General features: G+C 71.9%; 15 protein-coding genes, 1 tRNA gene and 1 other RNA gene. 5 read left to right on the plus strand and 12 right to left on the minus strand.

Features of this window, described 5'->3' with window-relative positions:
- Nucleotides 1–175: 175 nt before the first annotated feature.
- Nucleotides 176–1,648, minus strand: a complete 1,473-nt coding sequence (locus CHAN_RS09185; protein WP_290288994.1) for a ribonuclease catalytic domain-containing protein — start codon at nt 1,646–1,648, stop codon at nt 176–178.
- An 81-nt stretch (nt 1,649–1,729) separates the two neighbouring features.
- On the opposite strand from CHAN_RS09185, the gene CHAN_RS09190 reads away from it, so the two are divergent.
- Both CHAN_RS09190 and CHAN_RS09195 read left to right on the plus strand, forming a co-directional pair.
- Nucleotides 1,730–3,124, plus strand: a complete 1,395-nt coding sequence (locus tag CHAN_RS09190; protein WP_290288997.1) for a TrpB-like pyridoxal phosphate-dependent enzyme — start codon at nt 1,730–1,732, stop codon at nt 3,122–3,124.
- A gap of 220 nt (nt 3,125–3,344) precedes the next feature.
- A complete protein-coding gene (locus tag CHAN_RS09195; RefSeq protein WP_290288999.1) occupies nt 3,345–4,364 on the plus strand; it encodes a hypothetical protein in 1,020 nt (339 codons plus the stop codon).
- 555 nt (nt 4,365–4,919) lie between these two features.
- Here the strand turns inward: CHAN_RS09195 and rnpB are convergent.
- The 5 genes from rnpB to cobC all read right to left on the minus strand — a co-directional run bounded on the left by rnpB (nt 4,920) and on the right by cobC (nt 9,462).
- Nucleotides 4,920–5,363, minus strand: an RNA gene (gene rnpB, locus CHAN_RS09200) — RNase P RNA component class A.
- Nucleotides 5,364–5,534: 171 nt separating this feature from the next.
- Nucleotides 5,535–6,293, minus strand: coding sequence for a histidine phosphatase family protein (locus CHAN_RS09205; RefSeq protein ID WP_290289002.1), 759 nt, complete (start codon nt 6,291–6,293; stop codon nt 5,535–5,537).
- A complete protein-coding gene (locus CHAN_RS09210; RefSeq protein WP_290289004.1) occupies nt 6,290–7,045 on the minus strand; it encodes a zinc ribbon domain-containing protein in 756 nt (251 codons plus the stop codon). The genes CHAN_RS09205 and CHAN_RS09210 overlap by 4 nt, the downstream gene beginning before the upstream one ends.
- On the minus strand, nt 7,042–8,202 hold the full coding sequence (locus tag CHAN_RS09215; RefSeq protein WP_290289006.1) for a Nif3-like dinuclear metal center hexameric protein: 1,161 nt from the start codon (nt 8,200–8,202) through the stop codon (nt 7,042–7,044). The genes CHAN_RS09210 and CHAN_RS09215 overlap by 4 nt, the downstream gene beginning before the upstream one ends.
- A gap of 126 nt (nt 8,203–8,328) precedes the next feature.
- Nucleotides 8,329–9,462, minus strand: a complete 1,134-nt coding sequence (gene cobC, locus CHAN_RS09220) for an Rv2231c family histidinol phosphate aminotransferase CobC (protein ID WP_290289009.1) — start codon at nt 9,460–9,462, stop codon at nt 8,329–8,331.
- A gap of 64 nt (nt 9,463–9,526) precedes the next feature.
- Here cobC and CHAN_RS09225 point away from each other — a divergent pair, with 64 nt between their 5' ends.
- Together CHAN_RS09225 and CHAN_RS09230 are read left to right on the plus strand one after the other, a co-directional pair.
- On the plus strand, nt 9,527–10,219 hold the full coding sequence (locus tag CHAN_RS09225; RefSeq protein ID WP_290289014.1) for an HAD hydrolase-like protein: 693 nt from the start codon (nt 9,527–9,529) through the stop codon (nt 10,217–10,219).
- Nucleotides 10,220–10,447: 228 nt separating this feature from the next.
- Nucleotides 10,448–10,951, plus strand: a complete 504-nt coding sequence (locus CHAN_RS09230; RefSeq protein WP_048741741.1) for a low molecular weight protein-tyrosine-phosphatase — start codon at nt 10,448–10,450, stop codon at nt 10,949–10,951.
- A gap of 40 nt (nt 10,952–10,991) precedes the next feature.
- Here the strand turns inward: CHAN_RS09230 and CHAN_RS09235 are convergent, their stop codons facing one another.
- Entirely contained in the window at nt 10,992–11,612 is a 621-nt protein-coding gene (locus tag CHAN_RS09235) for a GtrA family protein (protein WP_377748463.1), read from the minus strand.
- A 173-nt stretch (nt 11,613–11,785) separates the two neighbouring features.
- Here CHAN_RS09235 and CHAN_RS09240 point away from each other — a divergent pair, with 173 nt between their 5' ends.
- Entirely contained in the window at nt 11,786–12,838 is a 1,053-nt protein-coding gene (locus CHAN_RS09240) for an SURF1 family cytochrome oxidase biogenesis protein (RefSeq protein ID WP_290289019.1), read from the plus strand.
- Between the two features lie 73 nt (nt 12,839–12,911).
- Here the strand turns inward: CHAN_RS09240 and CHAN_RS09245 are convergent, their stop codons facing one another.
- The 5 genes from CHAN_RS09245 to CHAN_RS09265 all read right to left on the minus strand — a co-directional run bounded on the left by CHAN_RS09245 (nt 12,912) and on the right by CHAN_RS09265 (nt 18,471).
- Entirely contained in the window at nt 12,912–13,847 is a 936-nt protein-coding gene (locus tag CHAN_RS09245) for a CobD/CbiB family cobalamin biosynthesis protein (protein WP_290289022.1), read from the minus strand.
- A gap of 192 nt (nt 13,848–14,039) precedes the next feature.
- Nucleotides 14,040–14,111, minus strand: a tRNA-Val gene (locus tag CHAN_RS09250).
- A gap of 233 nt (nt 14,112–14,344) precedes the next feature.
- Complete coding sequence (locus CHAN_RS09255) at nt 14,345–14,764, minus strand: DUF3052 domain-containing protein (RefSeq protein ID WP_048741733.1); 420 nt, start codon at nt 14,762–14,764, stop codon at nt 14,345–14,347.
- Nucleotides 14,765–14,899: 135 nt separating this feature from the next.
- Complete coding sequence (locus CHAN_RS09260) at nt 14,900–16,645, minus strand: ABC transporter ATP-binding protein (RefSeq protein ID WP_290289026.1); 1,746 nt, start codon at nt 16,643–16,645, stop codon at nt 14,900–14,902.
- Nucleotides 16,642–18,471 carry an ABC transporter ATP-binding protein gene (locus CHAN_RS09265; protein ID WP_377748480.1) on the minus strand — a complete coding sequence of 610 codons (1,830 nt, stop codon included), beginning with the start codon at nt 18,469–18,471 and terminating at the stop codon, nt 16,642–16,644. Before CHAN_RS09265 ends, CHAN_RS09260 begins: the two co-directional genes overlap by 4 nt.
- Nucleotides 18,472–18,480 lie beyond the last annotated feature (9 nt).

Below are 18,480 nucleotides of genomic sequence, written 5' to 3' on the forward strand. Positions count from 1 at the left end.
ACGGGGCGCGGTGCTTCCGTGGCCGCGATTCTCCGGGCGTCATCACCCCAGCACGCGCCGTCCGCAACCTCACGGGTCATGACGGCTAATCCGCCGACCAGTAGTCCGCCGACCAGGCAAGCACGCGCCTGGACTGCTCCCCCGGCCCCGCCGGACCCGCCCAGTCGGCTCCCCGCTAATCCGCCGGCCAGCCGAACACCACCCGCGGCTCCAGTGGGTTCGACGGGTCCGCGGTGACCAGGCTGATCCGCTGGGAGGTGCCCTCGGCGGGCACGCCCTCCCCTGCGGTGGCGCGGCACGTCGCGAACACCGGCGGCTCGAACACGAACACCTCGACTTCCTCGCCGCGGTCGTGGAGCACCGCCGAATCGAAGGCCATGCCCACCCACGGCTCGAGCACGACGGCCTCGGTCAGATCCAGGCACGCCCGGTCGACGCGCGAAGCCAGCTGGCCCGACGTCGCCATCGTCGAGATCGCCTCGTCGACTCCGGCGCCCACCCACTCCGGCACCTCCACGGTTTCGGTCTCGCCGCGCCGGTGGGCGGCGATGGCCAGGCAATACTCCAGCCCGAACCTGTCGATGAGCCTGCGCAGCGGCGCCGTCACGTGCGCATATGGCCCTCCGACGCCGGAATGCACGGGCGCGGCGGACGGATCGGCGGCCGGGCCGTCGTCAAGCGACCCCAACCGCTCGTAGCCGGACCCGCGCAGCAGGCGCGTGGCGTCCTTCATCACGGCCATCCCCCGCGCCGATTCGGCGTCGACGCCCGCGAGGAACGCGCTGACCTCGGCGATCCCGGCGTCGTCGGGCAGGTCGTAGCCCAGCGCCCGCGCGGCGACGCGGAACTCGGCCAGCGCCTCCTCCCCCGCCGGTCGCAACGTCCGCAGCACGCCGACGCCGGCCTCCGCCATCATCCGGCCCGCGACCATGCCCGCCAACAGCGAAATCTCCGAATTGTGGTCCATCGCCGGCGGCCGCGCATCCAGGTGCAGCTCCCACCGCCCGTCGCCCGTCGGCGCGACGGTCTGCGAGGGCAGGCGCAGGTTGATCGCTTCACGACGCAGCGCCGACCCCTGCCTCGCCCGGCCGACCTCGGGCAACGCCGCAATGGAGGGGTGCGGCTCACCCGCGTCGAACGACTCCTGCACCTCCACGTACTCCAGCCGCGCCACCGACCGCACCAGCGCGGGATACACGTCGCATTCGGCCGGCTCGCCGTCGGCGCCGACGACGATGTCCCACACGATGGCGGGGCGGTCGACGTCGGGAAGCAAGCTGCCCAGGCCCTCCGACAGGGCCGCCGGGTGCAGGCGCGTCGGCTCATCCGGCAGATAAATGGTCTGGCCGCGGCGCATGGCCTCGCGCGCAGTCGGCGAGTCCGGGTCGAGCAGCCCGCCGACGTCCGCGATGGCGTACAGGACGCGCCAGCCGCCGCCCCCGAGCTCGCTCAAATGCATCGCCTGATCCAGATCCATCGAACCGGGCGGGTCGATGGTGACGAAGGGAACGTCGCGCATGTCCTTCCGCGACGCCCGGCGATCGGCCGCCGCGGCCGCATCGGCGTGGACCTCCGGGGCGAACGTCTCCGGCACCCCGAACTCGCGGGCGACGGCGCGGAAATCGAGGGCCGCTGCATAGAGCTTCATGTCCGCCGAGCCTAATGGCGAACGCCGCCGACGGCGCCGGATAGCCTGTGGGGGTTCACTTCGCACTACACAGGAGCACACATGACCGCGCAGGCCACGCCCGCAAACGAGATGACCAAGGCCATCCTCCCCGATTCGGCGCTGCCGACCCACTGGTACAACCTCGCCGCCGACTTCCCCGAGCCGCTGCCGCCGCACCTGCACCCGGGGACGCGCAAGCCGCTGAAGCCGGAGGAAATGGAGCCGATCTTCGCGTCCGGACTGGTCGAGCAGGAGTTCTCCACCGACCGGTGGATCGAGATCCCCGAACCGATCCGCGAAATCTACCGCCTGTGGAGGCCCGCCCCGCTGGCCCGCGCCCGCCGCCTGGAGAAGGAGCTGGGCACCTCCGCCCGCATCTACTACAAGAACGAGTCCGTCTCCCCGATCGGTTCGCACAAGCCGAACACGTCGGTGGCGCAGGCGTACTACAACAAGCTCGACGGCATCTCGAACCTGACCACCGAGACCGGCGCCGGCCAGTGGGGCGCGTCGCTGTCCTTCGCGGCCGGGTTCTTCGGCCTGGGCGTCGAGGTGTGGCAGGTCCGCGCGTCGTACGACTCGAAGCCGTACCGCCGCATGCTCATGGAGGTCTACGGCGGGTCGGTGCACCCGTCGCCGTCGAACCTGACGGAGGCCGGCCGCGCGATGCTGGAGAAGGACCCCGACACCCCGGGTTCGCTGGGCATGGCCGTGTCGGAGGCCATCGAGGTCGCCGTCAAGGGCGACAATTCGCGTTATGCGCTGGGCAGCGTGCTCAACCACGTGATGCTGCACCAGACGATCATCGGCCAGGAGGCCGCCGCGCAGCTGGCCATGTTCGGCGAGTCCGGGCCGGACGTGGTGGTGGGCTGCGCGGGCGGCGGGTCGAACCTGGCCGGCCTGACGTTCCCGTTCATCGGGCATTCGCTGACCGGTTCCGTGCTTGACGACGGCGGCCGTTCCTCCTCCCCGACCGACCGGTCGGGGACCCGCCGGGATCCGTCGGAGTTCCTGCGCGACGGCGCGCCCCGCATCGTCGCCGCCGAGCCCGCGAAGTGCCCGTCGCTGACGGAGGGCGAATACCGCTACGACCACGGCGACGTCGCGGGCCTGACGCCGCTGCTGAAGATGCACACCCTGGGCCAGGATTTCGTGCCGGACCCGATCCACGCGGGCGGCCTGCGCTACCACGCGATGGCGCCGATGGTGTCGCACGCCGTGGAGCTGGGCCTGATGGAGACCACCACCGTCGAGCAGGAGGACGCGTTCGCCGCGGGCGTGCGTTTCGCGCGCTGCGAGGGCACCGTCCCCGCGCCGGAGTCCAATCACGCCATCGCGGCGGCGTGCGTCGAGGCGGAGAAGCACAAGGGCGAGCCGGGCACCGGCCCCGTCATCCTGATCGGCCTGTCGGGCAACGGTTTCCTGGATCTGCCCGCGTACTCGCAGTTCCTGTAAGAGGCCACGCGGCGCGGGGCGCGGGTTTTCCGCCGGGTTCCGGGGGAAACGCGCGGGCCGGGCCGTCGTCAAGCACGTGCGCAAGCGAGCTCGGGCCGTCGCAAAGCACGTGCGCGGCCGGGCTCGGCCGGGCCCAACCGCGTGACCCGCGCCCACCCCCGCCCTCGGGTGCCGGGAAATTCGACGGAACCGGGGCGCGCCGGGCGGCGTCCAAAGGGGCATGAACCCCATTCGAGGAATCACCGACGCCGACCGCGTCGCACTGTCGCGCGGGCACCGGGCCGGCGACCTGCACCGCATCCGCCCCAACAGCTTCTACCCCGCCGACCAGTGGGACGCACTCGACGACCACGGCAAACGGCGGCTCCGGCACATCGCCGCCGCCGACGCCCACACCGGCATGGTGTTGATCGGGCGAAGCGCCGCGCTGATGCATGGCCTGGACGTGCTCGACGCCGACGGCCTCCGGGGCGACGCCCTGGACCGTGCCCCGGCGCGTGACGTCATTGAGCTCGCCCACCCCACCCGCAGGCGGTCGGCGACCATCGGCGATGTACGCGAAAGCCGACTGACCTGGGGTCCCGGCGACCTGGTCCGGGTCGATGGCCGTCTGGTCACCGGCGTCGGCGCTACCGTCGCGGACATTCGGCTGCGCCACGGGTTCCGGCAGGGCCTTACGGCGGCGGACTCCGCCCTGCGCCTCGGGCATTCGAATATCGACCTCGCGCGGGCGGCGGCGCGCAGCCGGGATCCGCGCGCGGCGCTGGAAACCATCGCGATGGCCTCGGCGTCGGCCGACAGCGCGGCCGAGTCACTCGCGCGGGCACAGTTCATCGAGGCCGGGTTGCCCGCGCCCGAGCTGCAGACCTGGGTGTTCGACGAACGCGGCGTGCTCATCTGCCGCGTCGACATGGCCTACCGCGACTGGCCCGTCATCTTCGAGGTCCACGGCGAAGAAAAGTTCACCGGGACCTACGGCGACCCCCGCGACCGGGTGCGGCGCGAATGGCGGCGCGAGAAGGAGCTCATCGACGTCGGCCTGACCCCCGTGCGCATCGACTGGATCGACCTGATGACGGAAAACGCCGTGGTCAAAGCCCGCGAGGCCCTGAAGCGCGGCGAAAAGGCGCTGGCCCGCGGCGAGACGTTCCGGGGGTCGTTCGTCCGGTTCGGCGAGCGGTGGCCGGAGGGATTCCGGACGCGGAAGCAGGATTTCGAGGCGCGACGTCGGGACAGCTGACGCCGTAGCCGGATCACCGGCTCGACGGCGGGCCAACTGTCGCGGAAATCGTCTCTGCGGCCTCGAGCCGCGGCCCGAGGAGTCGCGTACCCGCTCGTCGCCGCTGAGGCGATCGCGACCCACGCAACGCCAGTCACACGCGCCACAAGTACCCATCACCGCGTTCAAACTGAAACACGCGCGCGGCAAAACACCTGGTCATTTGCCGGCCCGGTGTTTCAACTTGAACGCAAACGACCGATGTTGGGGCTGGTGTGACTCGCACCCTCCCAGCAAGCGGGCCAGCGGCCACGCCTGCGCGACGTTGGGCGGAATAGGTCGGCGCGACCGAGTTTGCCGAAACAATCACGCGACCGGAGCAACGGAATCGGCCGGCAGAGCCGGCGCGGCCACTCGATCGACGCGACGCGCGCAATCGAAGTAACGCGTGCGGCCAAAGTGGCGGGCCGCAGCCGGAAACAGCCGCCGCCCTACCCGCACAACCAAAACGCCCCCGAGGTAGTCAACCCCCGAAGAGTCCGGGGTGGACAACCCCCGAAGTACCCGAAGTAACGGTGAACGAGCCGGCCTGTGAGCCGGATTCTGTTCCCGCCGGTCCTTTCGGCGCCGGCGGGCGATGACCATCCATCTCGACGCACCATTGCTGGGCGCCTGAAGCGGCTTACCCTCGGACTCGGGCGGGCGCCCTCGATCGTCCGAGCAGGCACACCGCGCGAACGTGGTGCGCCCTCTTGCCTTGCTCCCGGTGGGGTTTACCGAGCCGCCGCAGTCACCTGCGGCGCTGGTGCGCTCTTACCGCACCTTTTCACCCTTACCCGGTGCGTAGCGGACGAATCCGCGCCGCCCGGGCGGTTTGTTTTCTGTGGCACTTTCCCGCGGGTCGCCCCGGGTTGCCGTTAGCAACCACCGTGCCCTGTGGAGTCCGGACTTTCCTCGGCGCCGGGCCGGGCCCACCTCGCGGTGCGCTGGTCCCCGTGCCGCGGTCATCCGGCCGGCTCGCTCACGTGGTGGAACTTTACAGCACGTCGGCGGGATTCCCGTCCGCGGGTTTGTCTGCGCGCTTTGCTTTGCGACGCCCACGTCCCCGCCATTCGCCGCCCGAGCCGAACACGAGCCGAACACGAGGCGGACGGCGAGCGGCGAGCGGCGAACTACCCGGCCAGCGGCGAGCTACCTCAGGTGCGCCGTGTCGTTGACCAGTGTGACCGACGTCGGGCCGTCGGCATAGAACTCGGCGACCGACAGCGACGCGAGATCCAGGTGCAGGCGGGTGTACAGCTCGAACCCGGCACCGAGGCCCTGCCGGATGATCGCCTTCACCGGCGTCACGTGGCTGACCACCAGGAACGTGCCGGGGCCGAAACTCTCGGCGATCCGTCGGCGGGCGGCGGCGACGCGGTCGTCGACGGCGCGGAACGCCTCGCCACCCGGCGGCGGCAGCTCGGGGTCGGTGAGCCAGCGGGCGTGGATGTCGGCGTCGCGGGCGGCGGCCTCGCCGAAGGTCAGCCCCTCCCACGTGCCGAAGTCGGTTTCCCGCAGATCGTCGTCGACGCAGATGTCCAGGCCGAGTTCCGCGGAGGCGTACTCCGCAGTTTCCAGGGCGCGGGCCTGCGGCGACGCGATGATCCCGCCGATTTCCCAGTCCCCCAGCGCCAACCGGTCGGCGGCGGCGCGGGCTTGGCGACGACCGAAGTCGGTCAGCGACGGGTTCGACGTCGACCCGCTGTACCGGCGGTCGATGCTCATGGGCGTCTGCCCGTGGCGCAGCAGAAGCAGCCGCGTGGGTTCGCCGACGGCGCCGGTCCACCCCGGGCTCGCCGACGACGCTTCGCGCGCCGACCCCGAACCCGACGTCGTGGACACCAAACCCGCGCCTCCGGTTCCGGCCGGGCCCGCGGCTCGCTCCGCCGACCCCGCATCGCCGCTCATCGGCCGCCCCCCTTGCCGCCCTTGCCCGCGGCGTTGAGGGTCACCGGCCGCACCAGCCACGCCCGGCACTCGGGGCAGTTGACCACCACCTCGGGCGGAAGCCGTTCGAAGTCGCGCATGGTCGACGCATCGAGCTCCATGTAGCAGCTCAGGCAGGTGCGCCCCTCGAGGCGGGCGACGCCGATGCCGGTTTCGGCGGTGATCTTGTCGTAGCGCGACAGCAGCGTCGGGTCGACCTTGCCGCGCAGCTCCTCCATGCGCCGCTTCAGCCCGTCGACCTGGGCCTGCACGTCCAGATCGGCGTCGGCAACGCGCTTTTCGGCGCCGCGGATGCGCTCCTCCAGCTCGCCGGCGTCGGCGCCGGTGTTGATCTCGTGGGCATCGCGGATGTCGCGGACGTCGGCGATGTGGTGCTCGAGTTCCTCGCGGCGCCGCCTCGTGGACGCCAGATCATGCTCCAGGTCGCGCCGCACCTCGGGGTCTTCGGCGGCGCCCAGGCTGCGGCGGTCCTCATCCTCGCGGCGGCGCAGCTTGTCCAGGTCCGACTCCAATTTCTTGACGTCCACGCCCAGATCCCGCGCCGACAACCTCGACCGGGCGGAACTGGTCCGCTGGGCGGCGCGCTCGGCGAGCAGCGACGTCAGCTCGGCCCGCTCGGGCGACGACTGGCGCCGCGCTTCGAGCCCGTCCATGCGCGCCTGGGCTTCGGACAGCTCCAGGATCGTCACCTGCGTGACGGGGTCGAGTTTCATCGTTTCTCCTCGGTGGTGTCGGTGGTGGTGCGGGCGGCGACGGTCCACGGGTCGGTGCGGATGTCCAGGACCTCCGCCTCGATGCCCAGCGCGTCGCCCAGCAGCTCCGCGGCCTGGCCGCACCAGGGGAATTCGCTGGCCCAGTGCGCGGTGTCGACGATGCAGGGGCCGCCGTCGCGCAGCGCCTCGTCGACGGGGTGGTGCCGCAGGTCGGACGTGACGAACGCGTCGACGCCCAGTTTGCGCGCGGTGTTCAGGAAGGAATCGCCGGAGCCGGAGGCCACCGCCACGCGGCGGATCATCCGGTCCGGGTCGCCGGCGCCGCGCACGCCCCACTCCGTGGCCGGCAGGCGCTTTGCGACGCGATCGACGAAATCGCGGAAAGGCATCGGCTCGTCGAGGTCTCCGACGCGCCCGATGCCCAGCGCGGTGCCGGGGTCGAGATCGCCGACGAGGGATTCGAGGATGTCGAAGCTCGGCTCCTCGTACGGGTGCGCCTCCAGCAGCGCGGCGTGGACGCGCGACCGCAGCGCGGGTTCGGCGACGAACTCGATGCGCTGCTCCTCCACGTGCTCGACCTCGCCGCGCTCGCCGATGAAGGGGTCGGCGTCGTCGCCCGGGCGGAACTGGCCCCGGCCGGAGAGCTCGTAGGCGCAGGAGTCGTAATCGCCGACGGACCCGGCGCCGGCTGCGAAGACGGCCTCCTTCACTGCGTCGGCGTGGGACGCCGGCACGCGGACCACCCATGCGTCGAGGTGCTGGCCCGGCTTCGGCGCCAGCGGCGCACCCGGGGTGACGCCGAGGATCTCGGCGAGGCGGTCATTGACGCCCGGCCGCGCGGAATCGGCGTTGGTGTGCGCCGCGAACAACGCCACGCCGCCGCGGATGAGCTTGTGCAGGATCCGCCCCTTCGGCGTGTCCGCCGCCACGGAAGACACCCCGCGCAGCAGCAGCGGATGGTGCACCACGAGCATCTGGGCGCCCGCCGCCACCGCGGCATCGGCGACGGCGTCGGTGCAGTCCAGCGCCACCGCCACGCGCGAGACGGGCTCCTCGGGGTCGCCGCAGATCAATCCGACCCGATCCCACTCTTCGGCGAGCTCGGGCGGGTAGGCGGCATCGAGAACTCGGCGCACGTCGGCGACGGTCACGTTCATCTGCGTTCCTCTCGGGTCGTGTGGTCTGTTGGGCGGTGGACGGCGATGCGCCGGCCATGCGGTGGAGCGCCATGCGCCCACCCGGTGGTGGACGGCACTGCGCCGTTCGGACACTGCGCCGGTCGATCACTTCGGCGGGTGCCCGCGCCCCTCCCGGATGGCGGCGATGCGGGCGACCTCCCCCACCAGTGTGCCGACGTCGGTGGCGCCCCGCACCGCCAGGCGCCACCACGACGTCCCCAGGCCTGGAAACGTGTCGCACCGGCGCACCGCCACGCCACGGTTGGCCAGCGCCAGGCGCGCCGCCTCGGGATCGGCCACCGGCGGCCGGGCGAGCACGAAGGGGCCGGATGCCGGTTCGACGCTCCACCCGGCGTCGTCGAGCGAGGCGACCATGGCCGCCCGCTCGCGGGCGATGCTCTCCCGCTCCAGCTCCAGCGGGCGGTCCATGCCGTGTTCGGCGACCAGCCGCATGGCGTGGAGCTGCAGCGTGCCCACCGGCCACGACGGGCGCCGCCGCGCGAGCTTCGCCAGCACCTCCGGCGCGCCGAGCGCGTAGCCGCAGCGCAGGCCCGCCAGGGCCCACGTCTTGGTCAGGCTGCGGAAAACGAGCACGCCGGGGTCGCGCACGGAGGCGACCTCGCTGACGTCGTGGTCTTCGGCGGCGACGACGTCCATGAACGCCTCGTCGACCACCACGATCCGCCCCGGCGCGCGCAACGCCAGGATGTCCTCGCGCGAATGCAGCACCGACGTCGGGTTGGTCGGGTTGCCCACGACCACGAGGTCGGCGTCATCGGGGATCCGCACCGCGCTGGCACCCGACCGCCCTTCTTCGCGCACCTGGGCCACGTCCCACGGGCGGCGCAGGATGACGCGCTCGACGGGCACTCCGGCGGCGCGCATGGCGGCCTCCGGCTCGGTGAACTGGGGGTGGATCACCGCCGGGCGCTCGCACAGGTTCGGCAACAGCGCGAAGCCCTCGGCGACGCCGGCGAGCAGCAGCACCTCGTCGGCCGTGCGACCGTGCCGCGCCGCGATGAGCCTGCGCACGCGCCGATCCAGCATCGGGTCGGGGTAGGCGGACAACTCGTTGAGGTGGCCACCCACGGCATCGAGAAGCCACCGCGGCGTCGCCCCGCGAACGTTGACCGCGAAATCGACCAGCGCCCCGCAGGCGGCGACGTCGCCGTGATAGTTCAGATCGCCGGCGAATCCGGTCTCCGCGAACGCGGTCCCGGCGTCATCCCCCATCTCCATGCCCTTCACATTGCCACACCGCCCGGATCGCCCACCACGGGCCCGCGGAGCCATACTGGAGGGCATGGCCCCCACCTTGCTCATCGACGTCGACGGCACCATCAGCGATTCCCTCGCGGGCATCCAGAAGAGTTTCCGGACCGCGCTGGCGGCGATCGATCACCCGCTGCCCGACGACGCGTTCCTGGCCACCCTCGCCGGGCCGCCCATGCGGGATTCGATGGTGCGGGTCGGGCTGGAGGGCGATGAGCTCGAGGAGGCCATGCGCGTCTACGGCGCGCGGCAGACCGGCGGCGGCTGGGCGGAGACGAGCATGTTCCCGGGCTGGCCGGAGCTCCTCGACGGCTGGCGATCCGACGGCATCCGCTTGGCGACGGCTACGTCGAAGGGCGGGCACTTCGCCCGGAAGGTGCTGGCGAAATTCGGGATCCTCGACCGGTTCGACTTCATCGGCGCCGCCGACGACGGCGGGGACCGGCGGCAGAAGGACGACGTCATCGAGCACACGCTGCGGGTGCTGGGGTTGCCCGCGGACCGGCGGGAGATCGACGGCGACGGCCCCGGGGACGACGCGCTCTCCGGCGTCGTGATGATCGGCGACCGCGTCCACGACATCGAGGGCGCGCACCGCTTCGGCATCCCGTGCATTCTCGTCGGCTGGGGCTACGGGCCCGACGACGAACGCGCCCGCGCCGACGCCGTCGCCCACGACCCGGCGGAGCTCGGCCGGTTGGCGCGGGAGCTGCTCGGGCTCTGAACCGGCCACTGATCCGGGAACCGGCGTCGGGAATTGGCTCCCGCGGCGCCGCCGTTATACCTTGTCATTCGGAAAAATCCGCCTCTCGGGCGGCGACCCGGCCGGGTCGGCGACCGAGCCGGGCGGCCGTTGCGGCGCGCCCCTTCGCCGAGGTCCCCGACCGGACCCCGTGACCGGGCCGCCGCGTGTTCCGGCGCCATCCGCCGGTCCCGTCACCGAGGAGATCCCATGTCCGCCCCTGGCCGCACCGAGTCCGTGTACCTCGTCTTCGTGTGCAGCGGCAACATCTGCCGCTCTCCGATGGCGGAGATCATCGTCCGCGATGCCCTCGAGGATGCCGGGATGGCCGACGACGTGCTCGTCGCGTCGTGCGGCATCGGCGCCTGGCACGTCGGCCAGCCCGCCGACTCCCGCGCCCGCGCCGAGCTGGAGCGCTCCGGGCACGACTCGGCGCACGTCGCCGCGCAGCTCGGCGCCGAGCACATCGACGCGACGCTCTACATCGCCATGGACAACGGCCACGTCTCCCAGCTGATCGCCCGCGGCATCCCGGCCGAGAAGATCCGCCTGATGCGGTCCTTCGACCCGGACTCCCCCTCCGACGCCGAAGTCGCCGATCCCTACTACGGCGACGCGTCCGGTTTCGCCCGCACCCGCCGCGAGATCGAGGCCGCCACGCCGGGGCTCCTCGCCGCGGTGAGCGGGTTCCTCGTGGACTCGTCGACGCGGTAGGTCCGTAGCCGCGTCGGCTGCGCGCCCCGTTCCCCGGCCCTTAGAACTCCTTGAGCTCGATGCGCTCGCGGTCCTTCGGGCGGGGATCCTTGCCTGCCAGCGTGCGCACGCGGAAGGTCCAGATCTTGTTGATCAGGAAGTTCGCCGGCGTGCCCAGCAGCACGCCGATCAGGTTGGCCCAGTAGAACTTGGTGCGCAGGCCGCTGGAGTCGTCGAAGATGTGGTCCGGCAGCGCCAGCGGCGACGTCGGGTTGGTCAGCGCCGTGATGGTGATCAAGCTGACGATGAGCCCCGACAGCCCGGCGAGCAGGAACGGCCCGAACTGGCGGAACCAGTTGGGGCGATTGTCGGTGCGGAAGGTCCACGAGCGGTTGAGCTGGAAGTTCCACACGTTGGCGATGAGGAACGCCAGCGTCGCGTAGACGTGCGACCAGCGGATGTTCCAGCGGGTGCCCAGCAGGTTGGCGAACACCTCGTGCTCGTTGATGCCCCACTCCAAGCCCAGCTTGCGCGCGCCGACCGCCACCGCGGTGTTGACCAGCACGCCGGTGCCGCCGACCATCCCGAACTTGAGGAACTGGCGGAAGACCGCGCCATAGCGCGAACGCGACGGCGGCGTAGCGGCGGTTGAGGACACGGGCACCTTCCGACTTGCGAACATGTGGGATAACGGCCGATTCTACTCCACGACCGTGCCCGAACGTGCCCGCCGATGATGAACGTCACGGTGCGTCGCAAAGCGGCGGCCGGCCCACACCACCGCCCCGCGGCAACCGCCCGCCCAACCCCCTTCCGCGTCCGGGGCGATCCGGGCGGGTGAGTAAGGTGGGCGGCGTGAAATCCCGAATCCGCCAGTTCCTGACCCCCGGCTGGGTGCTCACCGCCGTGGTCTGCGTCGCGTTCGCCTACATCGCGTTCACGGTGCTCGCGCCGTGGCAGCTCGGGAAGAACGAGGCCCGCCAGGAGCGCAACGAGCAGCTCCGCCACGCCTTCGAGGTCGATCCCGTGGACGCGTCCGAGCTGTTCCCCGCCGAGGGCGAGTTGGCGGAGGGCACGGAGTGGCGGCGGGTCACCGCGCAGGGCGAGTTCCTGCCCGATTCGGACGTGCTGCTGCGCAACCGCCCGGTCGACGGCACTCCGGCGACGCACGCGCTGACCGCCTTCCGCGCCGATGACGGCACGCTGTACCTGGTCAACCGCGGTTTCGAGTCGCCATCCGACGGCGGCATCCCGGCGATGGAGGCGGCGCCGAAGGGGAAGGTGACCATCCTCGGCTACGCGCGCCGCGGCGAAATCCCGCCGGAGCGTCCGCCGCTGGAGGGCGCCGCCGGCGAGCCGACGCAGGTCTACGGCCTGAACATCGACCAGATCGGCGGGATCATGGGCCTGGACCTGCACCAGGACTACATCCAGCTCGCCGAGGGCCAGCCCGGCGGACTGCGCCCCATCCCCCTGCCGACGCTCGAGTCCGGCCCGTACCTGGCGTACGGCATCCAGTGGATCTTCTTCGGCATCATGGCCCCCGCCGCGCTGGTGTGGTTCATCGTCGCGGAGGCCCGGGAGCGGCGCCGGGACCGGGAGGAACAGGAGTCGGCCCTGCGGGCTTCGCTTGACGACGGCGCGGCGGCCCCGTCCCCCGCCGAGCCTCGTGCGGGCGCCGCGGAAGGTGGAGCGGCGGTCGACGATGGCGCGGGAGCCGCGACGAAGGAGCGGGCGACTGATGGCGTGGCGGATCGGGAGGCGCGGGAGGCCTCCGCACCGCCGGCGAGTGCACCGGCTCCGGATCCCGCCGCGGAGCGGGCTCGGAGGCTGGCCGCCCGCTACGGCGATTCCGGGCACAAGGGCCGCCGCCGCAAGGGCCACGGCCTCGACGACGAACGGTTCTGACCGGACCGTTTCCGACCGGGCGATTCCGGCCCGCCGAATCCGATGCGGCCGCGCCCGACGCGCCGGTTCCGGGTCAGCGGGCGGCGATCGCCGCGACCAGCAGGCCGCCGACGCAGATCGCGGCGGTGATGTCCTGGACGCGCCGCGTCAGGGTCACGGCGCGGCGCACGTCGGCGACCGTCGGAGATGACCCGTTCCCCAGAACCGCGCGGTGCTCCACGCCGCCCTCGTAGGCGGTGGCGCCGCCGAGCCGCACCCCCAGGGCTCCGGCGGCGGACGCCTCGGGCACGCCGGCGTTGGGGCTGGGGTGACCGGGCGCATCGTCGCGCCAGGCCCGCCACGCGCCCGCGCGATCGGGTCCGGCGATGACGGTCGCGGCGCCGGTGAGGCGGGCCGGCACCCAGTTGATCAGGTCGTCGAATTTCGCCGACGCCCACCCGAAGTTCGCCCACTTCGGCGTGCGGTAGCCGACCATCGCGTCGAGGGTGTTCCCGCAGCGGTGCGCCACCACGCCGGGGGCGCCGAAGACCGCGCCCCACAGCAGCGTGCCGGACACCGCATCGGAGGTGTTCTCCGCCAGCGACTCCACGGTCGCGCGGGCCACGCCGTCAAGGTCGAGTTTCGCCGGGTCACGCGAGCACAGCCACGGCACCAGCTCGCGGGAGGCGGCGAGGTCCCGGGCTTCCAGGCGGTCGGTCATCCGCTCCCCGGTGCGCGCCAGCGTCGTGCCGCCGAGCGCCGCCCACGTCGCGGCGGCCAGGGCGATTTTCGGGGCACGGCGGGCGATCAGGGCGGCCGCGAGGGCCGGGGCGCCGACGAGCGCCGCCGCATACGCCGTCCCCCGCGGCTTCGAGTCGGCCCACATCCGCTGCTCCAGCCGGTGTGCCGCGGTGCCGAACCAGGCCACCGGGTGATGGCGGGCGGGGTCCCCGAAAACCCGGTCCGCCGCGAAACCCGCCGCCAGAGCCGCGGCGCGGCCGAGGATACGGCGTCGGAGGGTGGACGTCATCGCTGCTCCTTGCTCGGGGACCGCGGGCCCATTCCGGGGCCGCGCGATCTCGCGTCGGGGGTTCGCCCGATCATGCCGGGCCGGAATGAAGACGGGCCCCGCCCGATCATGCCGGGCCAGAATACGGCGAAACCCCGCCCCGGTGACGGTCCGGGACGGGGTCGAGGTGCCGTGATCGGCGCACTTTTCGCGTGCGGCGAGAGGGTTTCGAACCCCCGACCGCTGGTGTGTAAAACCAGAGCTCTACCACTGAGCTATCGCCGCTGATGCCGCTTGGGCGACGTCGCCGAAAACGGTAACACACCCGTTTCGGACGACCGTTCTTCGGGCCGGGGCGGCTCACGCCGTTCCGACTGCGCTGACGGGAGGCCGATGCACCGGTGCGCAACTTGGACGGGTACGGCGCCGAGGACGCGGCACGCGGTTCCACCCGGCACGAGCCGGAGGGCCGCTCCACGTTCGACGCCGGCGTCGCAAAGCCACCGGCGCGAAGCTCGCTACTGGCGCTTGACACCCCGCTGGACCAGGCAGTTGCCCTGCCACTGGCCCAGGCGGATCGCGGAGGTGCCGGTCAGCCCGGCCAGCTGCGCCGATTCGTCGATCAGGCCCGGATCCACGAAACCGGGGCGGCCGGCGCCCGGGGTGAGCAGCCAGATGCGGCCGTTGTCGTTCATGGGGCGGGCGGCGTCGACGAGACCGTCGACCAGATCACCGTCGTCCTCGCGCCACCACAGCAGCACGACGTCGACGACCTCATCGGTTTCCTCGTCCAGCAGATCCTCGCCGAGGAATTCCTCGACGGACTCGCTGATGGCGGTGTCGCAGTCTTCGTCCCAACCGACTTCCTGAACCCGCAGGCCCTTTTCAATGCCCAGCGAATCCGCGTAATCCTGCACAGCGCCAGTGGCGTCGACCACTTCTCCGGTCCTCCATATCTCGAGAATGCCGCGGGTCCCGTCAATGACCCACGATCCTTTCTCCGGGGAGTTTACCGCCCCGGGGGGCCTTGTACAGGGATTGGGGCCATCAAGGCCCGCCGCCACCGGCCCAGATCAGCCCAGCGTCCACTCCGCCGCGCCCCGCAGCGTCTCCCACAGACGCGCGTACAGCCCACCGCCGGCGAGCAGGGATTCATGGTCGCCCTCCTCCGCGACCCGTCCCCCGTCGAGCACGACGATGCGGTCCGCCGACGAGATCGTGCCCAGCTTGTGCGCCACCACGATGGCCGTGCGGCCCTCCAGCAGCGCCGCCAAACCGCGGTGGACGGCGGCCTCGTTGACCGGGTCCAGGGCGGCGGTGGCCTCGTCGAGGAGCACCACCGGCGCATCCTTCAGCGCCGCGCGCGCGATGGACAACCTCTGGCGCTGGCCGCCGGACAGCCCCGCGCCGTCCTCGCCCAAGACCGTCGCGTAACCGTCGGGCAGCTCGCGGATGAACTCATCGGCGCAGGCCAACTCGGCGGCGGCGCGGATTTCGGCGTCCGTCGCATCCGGGTCGCCCACCGCGATGTTCTCGGCGATGGTGCCCGGGAACAGATGCACGTCCTGGAAGACGACGGTGACCAAGCCGGAACGGGCGTCCGGGGTCAATCGCCGCAGATCCGTTCCCCCGATGGACACGGTGCCCGACTGCGGGTCGTCGAAACGCGCGATCAGGTTGAGGATGGTCGACTTGCCCGCGCCCGACGGGCCGACGATGGCGGTCATCTTCCCGGCCTCCGCGACCAGGTTCACCCCGTCGATGCCGGGAGTGCCGTCCGGGTAGCGGTAGCTCACCGCATCGAGGCGCACTTCCGCGCCCCGGCCGGGACGGTCCGCGTCCGACGCCGGAAGATCGTGCAGACGCTCGATGCCGAGCACGGCCATGACCCTGCGCAGCGACGCCTGCGCCATCTGCCAGGACTCGTTGGTGGACAGCAGCCCCTGCACCGGCTGGTACACGTTGAGCGCCAACACGAGCACCACCGCGGCCAGCGCGGCGTTCGCGGTGTCCGCCACGGCGGCGCGCCCGGCCACAGCGACGGTCAGCGGGATGCCGGCCATCAGCACCAGTCCCGCGGCCGACACCGGCACGAGCAGCCGGTGCACCATGGTCACGCTGATCGCCCGGAACTCCTCGACGGCCGAGCCGTACCAGTTCAGCGTGCGGTCGCGGGTGGAGAAGACGCGCAGCGCCGGCATCGCGGAGACCGTGTCGATCATGCGGGCCGACGCACCGGCCTGCTTCGCCTGCCGCACGTCGCCCAGCGCCGTGAGCTTGCGCCCCGACCAGGACATGACCGGCAGCATGGCGACGATGGGCAGCGCCAGCGTGGCGGCGAGCAGGGGATCCTGCATGCCGACGGCGACGATCACCAGCACCGGCAGACCCAGCGCCTGCCCCAGCCGCGGCAGCCCCTCGGACAGGAAATCCTCCACGAGCTGCAGATCGGAGCTGAGCAGCGCCGCCGTATCGCCCCGGGAACGCTCGCCGAGCACCGCGACCGGGATCTCCCGGAGGTGGCCCAGCACGCGCAACCGCATGTGCGCCACCGCCCGGTAGGACGCCAGCCAGGACAGGCGCGCCGCGAACCACCCGGTGACCAGCTGCCCCGCCAGGGATGCCAGGCACATGATGAGGACGCGGGTCACGTCGGAGCCATCGGGGATTTCCCCGCGCACCAGCTGGACGACGATGGAAATCGCCGCGCCGAATGCGACGCCGAGGAACAGGGACTGCACCACCCTCAGCAGTGCGCCGCCGGCGACCGCCCACCGGTGCGGGCCGGTCAGCCGCCACAAAACCATCAACTGCTTCATCGGTCGTCTCCTCGGCGGATCGGGGTCATGGTTTCCTCCTGGCGCCTCCACAGGCGCGCGTATTCGCCGTCCGCGGACATCAACTCCTCGTGGGTGCCGCGTTCGACGATGCGCCCGCCGGACATGACGAGGATCGCGTCGGCGCGGCGGATCGTATGCAACCGGTGGGCGATGACCAGCACCGTCCCGTCGGCCGTCAATTCGGCGAGGCCGTTTTGGATCAGCGCCTCGTTGTCGGGGTCGGTGGCGGCGGTGGCCTCGTCGAGGATCAGCACCGGCCGGTCCGCCAGCAGCGCCCTGGCGATGGACGTCCGCTGGCGTTCGCCGCCGGACAATCCCGAACCGGATTCGCCCAGCCGCGTGTCCAGGCCGTCGTCGAGCTCATCGGCGAAACCGGTCACCGCGGCGGCGTCCAACGCGGCGGTGATCTCCGCCGGAGATGCATCGGGGCGCCCCAGCAGGATGTTCTCGCGGATCGTCCCGGCCAGCAGGTGCGGTCGCTGGAATACCGCCGACACCATCGGGTAGAGGTCGGCGTCGGAAAGCCGCGAGACGTCGCGGCCCCCGATGAGCACCCGGCCGGAATCCGGCCGGTGGAACCCGAGCGCCAGCTCGCCGATCGTCGACTTGCCCGAACCGCTCACCCCCACCAGTGCCGTCACCCCGCCGGCGGGCGCGGTGAACGAAATGTCGTGGAGCACCGGGACGCCGGGTTCGTAGGAGAAGGTCACGCCCTCGAAGCGGACATCGACGTCGCGTCGGCCCGGCGCCTCTCCGGCGTCGCGCGGCTCCGACGTGGCGCCGCCGGATCCGCCCGCCGGCACGGACGCGAGCTGCGCCTCGATCTCGGCGGCCCCCGTGGCCAGCATCGGCAGCACCACCATGCGGTAGAACAGCGTCACCAGCGGCACCGGGTACGTGGGGCCGAGGATGATGAACAGCAGCACCACCGCGGGCTCCACCTCGCCCCGCGACAGCAGCCACGCCGCGACGGGCGCGATGACCGCGATGCCGGAGGCGACCAGCGTGGAAAACGGCGCACCCCACGTGACGAACGCCTTGCCCCACGCCGACTGCAGCTCCGCATTGCGGCGGACTGCGTCGGAGGTGCGGCGATGGTCCTCGCCGGTGCGGTTGAACACGCGGATGACCGGCATGGCGGTGATGAAATCGAGGATCGCCGCGCCCATGCGGCCGTTGGCGGCGACCCACTCCCCCATGCGGTGCCCGTTGGAGCGCATCGCATGGATCATCGTGGCGAACGCGAACGGCACCAGGAAGACGGTCGCCAGCGCCAGCCGCCAATCGACGGCGAAGAGCCAGATGGTCACCGCCGACCACATCGTGATCGCCGCGGCGGCCTCCGGCACGGCGTGCGCGATGAACAGCTCGAGCTTCTCGCAATGGTCGAGCGCGATGGTCTTCGCCCGCGAGGAATGCACGCGGGCCAGCGCGCCGACGGACGTCGACGTCCACACCCGGCCCAGCTCCATGCGGATGTCGGCGATGACGCCGAACGCGACCAGATGGGCCAGGGCCGTCGACGCCGCGAAGAACACCGCCTTGCCGACCACGCCCGCCAGCGCGATGAACGCCGCGGACGTCACGTCGCCCATGTCGGCGCCGCCGTCGACGATGGCCGACACCAAACGCCACACGGCCCACGCCGGCAGAACCTCGCACACGCCGGCGACGATGCCGCACGCGATCGCCGCGGCCATCACCGGGGCGCGGCGGCCGATGAACCGCGACAGCAGGCGCGGCGCGGACCGGTAATCCGGGCCCTGCGGACGCCGCTCCTCCTGGGGCGGAGCCTGCGTCTCCATTGAACCGGG

This window comes from Corynebacterium hansenii (assembly GCF_030408795.1).
Taxonomy (GTDB): Bacteria; Actinomycetota; Actinomycetes; order Mycobacteriales; family Mycobacteriaceae; genus Corynebacterium; species Corynebacterium hansenii.

Excerpts from the sequence above, each read along its gene's own strand:
- CHAN_RS09235 (WP_377748463.1), bottom strand. The coding sequence starts at position 11,612 with ATGTTCGCAAGTCGGAAGGTGCCCGTGTCCTCAACCGCCGCTACGCCG.
- CHAN_RS09215 (WP_290289006.1), bottom strand. The coding sequence starts at position 8,202 with ATGAACGTGACCGTCGCCGACGTGCGCCGAGTTCTCGATGCCGCCTAC.
- CHAN_RS09205 (WP_290289002.1), bottom strand. The coding sequence starts at position 6,293 with ATGAGCGGCGATGCGGGGTCGGCGGAGCGAGCCGCGGGCCCGGCCGGA.
- CHAN_RS09245 (WP_290289022.1), bottom strand. The coding sequence starts at position 13,847 with ATGACGTCCACCCTCCGACGCCGTATCCTCGGCCGCGCCGCGGCTCTG.
- CHAN_RS09185 (WP_290288994.1), bottom strand. The coding sequence starts at position 1,648 with ATGAAGCTCTATGCAGCGGCCCTCGATTTCCGCGCCGTCGCCCGCGAG.
- CHAN_RS09195 (WP_290288999.1), top strand. The coding sequence starts at position 3,345 with ATGAACCCCATTCGAGGAATCACCGACGCCGACCGCGTCGCACTGTCG.
- CHAN_RS09225 (WP_290289014.1), top strand. The coding sequence starts at position 9,527 with ATGGCCCCCACCTTGCTCATCGACGTCGACGGCACCATCAGCGATTCC.
- CHAN_RS09210 (WP_290289004.1), bottom strand. The coding sequence starts at position 7,045 with ATGAAACTCGACCCCGTCACGCAGGTGACGATCCTGGAGCTGTCCGAA.
- CHAN_RS09260 (WP_290289026.1), bottom strand. The coding sequence starts at position 16,645 with ATGAAGCAGTTGATGGTTTTGTGGCGGCTGACCGGCCCGCACCGGTGG.
- CHAN_RS09265 (WP_377748480.1), bottom strand. The coding sequence starts at position 18,471 with ATGGAGACGCAGGCTCCGCCCCAGGAGGAGCGGCGTCCGCAGGGCCCG.
- CHAN_RS09190 (WP_290288997.1), top strand. The coding sequence starts at position 1,730 with ATGACCGCGCAGGCCACGCCCGCAAACGAGATGACCAAGGCCATCCTC.
- cobC (WP_290289009.1), bottom strand. The coding sequence starts at position 9,462 with ATGGAGATGGGGGATGACGCCGGGACCGCGTTCGCGGAGACCGGATTC.
- CHAN_RS09230 (WP_048741741.1), top strand. The coding sequence starts at position 10,448 with ATGTCCGCCCCTGGCCGCACCGAGTCCGTGTACCTCGTCTTCGTGTGC.